This is a genomic window from Corynebacterium sp. HMSC28B08, from assembly GCF_001806865.1.
Taxonomy (GTDB): Bacteria; Actinomycetota; Actinomycetes; order Mycobacteriales; family Mycobacteriaceae; genus Corynebacterium; species Corynebacterium auriscanis.
Window position 1 is genome coordinate 6219 of the sequence record NZ_KV786175.1, and the last position, 3123, is coordinate 9341.

General features: G+C 58.7%; 2 protein-coding genes. Both read right to left on the reverse strand.

The window, feature by feature from the left end; all coding sequences use genetic code 11:
• Positions 1-179: 179 nt before the first annotated feature.
• Positions 180-857, reverse strand: coding sequence for an exonuclease domain-containing protein (locus HMPREF3098_RS08690; protein ID WP_070434820.1), 678 nt, complete (start codon positions 855-857; stop codon positions 180-182).
• A 15-nt stretch (positions 858-872) separates the two neighbouring features.
• On the reverse strand, positions 873-2726 hold the full coding sequence (locus tag HMPREF3098_RS08695) for a DUF294 nucleotidyltransferase-like domain-containing protein (protein ID WP_070434821.1): 1854 nt from the start codon (positions 2724-2726) through the stop codon (positions 873-875).
• Positions 2727-3123: the final 397 nt, after the last annotated feature.

Genomic DNA, 3123 nt, shown 5'->3' on the forward strand with positions numbered 1-3123 from the left:
ACAATGTGCAGCAGAACTCCGACAGAATAACGCGATTTTGTTGGAGTTCTGCTGCACATTCATCCTACTGCGCGGGAAACCGGCGCCGGAGCGTTCACCAGAGCCACCAGAGCCACCACCCCTTACAGCAGCGCACCCAACGTCTTGCCGCGGTTCCGCGCCACCAGCGCCACCACCCCTTACAGAAGCGCACCCAACGTCTTGCCACGGTTCCGCGCCACCAGCGCCAAATACACCTCCGCACACGCTAACGCATCCGTCAGCGCATTGTGATTGTGATAATTCGGTAAATTCAACCGCTCTCGCACACGGGCCAGCCTCAGGTCGTCGCCTTTGGGGTGCCCACCACCGTCCTCAATGAAACGCCTCGCCAGCTCGAAAGTATCCACATAATGAGTCTTCAGGCCGGTCCCGAAATAGTCCTGGCAGGCGTCGGAAATAAAAGAAGATTCCACCTTCTTGAAGTGAACCAACATCGCCCGACCCCGCAGTGCCTCAAGCAAGCGGGCGAGAACCGCGGGGGCCGCCTCGCCTTCCCGATCCACGTGATCGTCCGTGAGGCCGTGAATGGTTGCGGACTCGCCAACAGTTTCGTGCGATTCTTGCTCAATCACGCCATAGCCAGCGCCTGAGAGATCAATTTCATGCCCATTAACCGGCACCCAGCCAATAGAAAGCAGGCGGTCCTTCCGATAGTCCAGACCCGTTGTCTCCACATCCACGGCCAACAGCGGCAACTTCGCCACCGGCGTGCGACGGCTGGGCGCGGGGGTTCGATAATACTCAGCCAAAGCACCGGTGGCCGCCCGCTCATCCACGGAATCGCCGCCAAAAAACCTGTTCAGTGAGTTAAGCATGCTCAACTCCGCCCACTAGACATTGCGAATCGGGTAGCGCACAGCCAACCCGCTTTGAACAGTTTTCAGGATCTGGAACGCATCGCGTAGATTCTCGCGCTCCATCTTCGCCAAGCGGGACGGCTTGATCTGGTAACTCAACTCCTCACCGTTGCGGAACTGTTGCGCCTGATTGCGCAACGAAACCGCATTGAGGAAATCGAACGCATCCCGCAGATCGCGTGCATTCTTGCGAGGAAAGCTAACCCCCGCCGCCTGGTCCAGGCGCGTACGCGTGGGAAGCACAGCTTTGTTCGCCTCGATCGCCACCAGCCGCGCGATCTGCACACATGCCGCCACGCCTCCCTTCTTCACGTTCAGGGTGTGTGCATACTTGCCCTTGCGGTCTACCGCCAGGCCGCGGAAAATTCCCAGCGGCGGTTCCCAGCGCGAGGCTAAGGCCGCTAGGTGCGCATGCAGTCTCGTAGCACCGTGTGCCGATTCCACCGCCTGGGCGTGCACAGCATCGGCTAAGTCCGTTTCGCCGTACACCCCGCGCATGTCGAAAAAGGTCATCGCCCACAGCAACGCATCGGGTTCCGGCGCAGTGATCCAGTAGTGGAACGATGACTGCCATTGCGAAACCGTCATTCGCCACTTCGGGTTGCTGGCCATCATGTCCCCGGGGCACAGTGGCTGGCCCGCGGTCGCCAAACCGTTGCACACATAGTCCGCGAGCTGCGCAAAGTATTCCTCATGCAATGCTTCGTTGTAGGTGTCATCCAGGATCAGCGCATTATCTTGGTCGGAAGCGAACCCCATTTCTCGTCGCCCCTGCGATCCCAGCACCACAAATGCATACGGTACGGGCGGTGGTCCCAGTTTTTCTTCTGCCAGATGCAGCAACCGGCGGGCCAGAGCATCGGCAGATACTGTAAGCAGGGCTTGTACTTCCTGTGCAGCGACGCCACGCTCTACATACTTCACCGCCATTTCCTGGGCGGCAGTGTAAATCGGGGCCATGCCCTCCGGGGTTGCCGCGCTGGAGAGTTCACCGGTGACATAGATAGGGTCCTGCTTCAGCAGCCGCATGATGTCCGCTGCAGTGACGATCCCTGTCACTCTGCCGTCATCGACAACGGGAAGGTGGTGAATATCGCGTTCCGCCATCAGCACCATAGCCTCAATGACAACGGTATCCGAGCCTCGCGTGACCAATTTTGTGGGCATCACTTCGCCCACTGTGGTGGACACCGGGGTGTTGTGAGCGACGACCTTACGCATGTCACGGTCGGTGATGATCCCCACGAGGTTGTCGTTATCGATGATGAGCAGCGAGCTCACGCGCAGCTCGTTCATGATTCTCGCGGCGTCTTGCAAGGTGGTGGTGGAGACTGTGTTGGCGGGATTCTCAATCGCGAATTGCCCCAGTTTGGTCCGCAAAACGGCAGAATCTGGGGAGCTGTTTTCCTGCTCCACGTTGGCGCGGCGCACGCGGTCGGAAACGCCAGCGTAGTAGCGCTTGACTTCGGGGTAATCCTCAACGAGTTTTTGGAAGAATTCCCGATCCAGTGTGAGAATTAAGCAGTCCTCCACGGCGATGACGGTGAACTGCGATACACGGTCGCCGATGAGCGTGGAATGGCCAAAGCTCTGCCCTACATCGCGGCGGTCTAGCAGGAGCCCGTTGGCATCGATGACATCGATAGCGCCGCTGCGAAGAACATGCAGGTTATCGTTGGGTTCCCCTATGTCGAGCAGGTGTTCGCCTCGGCGTACGTACCTGATTTTCCAGCAAAAGCTGAGGCGGTCGAGTTCGTCAGGGGCGAGGTGGCGGAAGGGCTCATATTTCCCAAGGAAGTCACGGATTTCTTCGATCTCAACGCTCATACTTTCCACAGTATTTTCCTTAGCAAACAATTGCCAATGATTCGCGGAACCGCCGGCGCGGTCTGGGGGCGTGCCGGGGAGCGAGGACAGACATGGCGTGGCCCAGGGGCGCTCTTGCCCGCTTGGCCTCGCGCGCCACCTTCAGTCCCATACACATCAGTTTCTCTACCAGACCCGCACACACCATCCTCCACAACAGTGCACACCACCCCCACACGCGAAGCCACGCAGCAATCCATACACGAATCCACACACGCAAAGCAGAACGAAACAACCACAACACGCACCCACGCGGTCATCTCATTCTGCAAACCCAGCAAAGAAGGCCAGTAAGCGTGAGGAGGCGCCCTGTTGGGGGTTTGTTTGAAGTGCCCCAGGTTTTGTTCCGTTTGAGTAG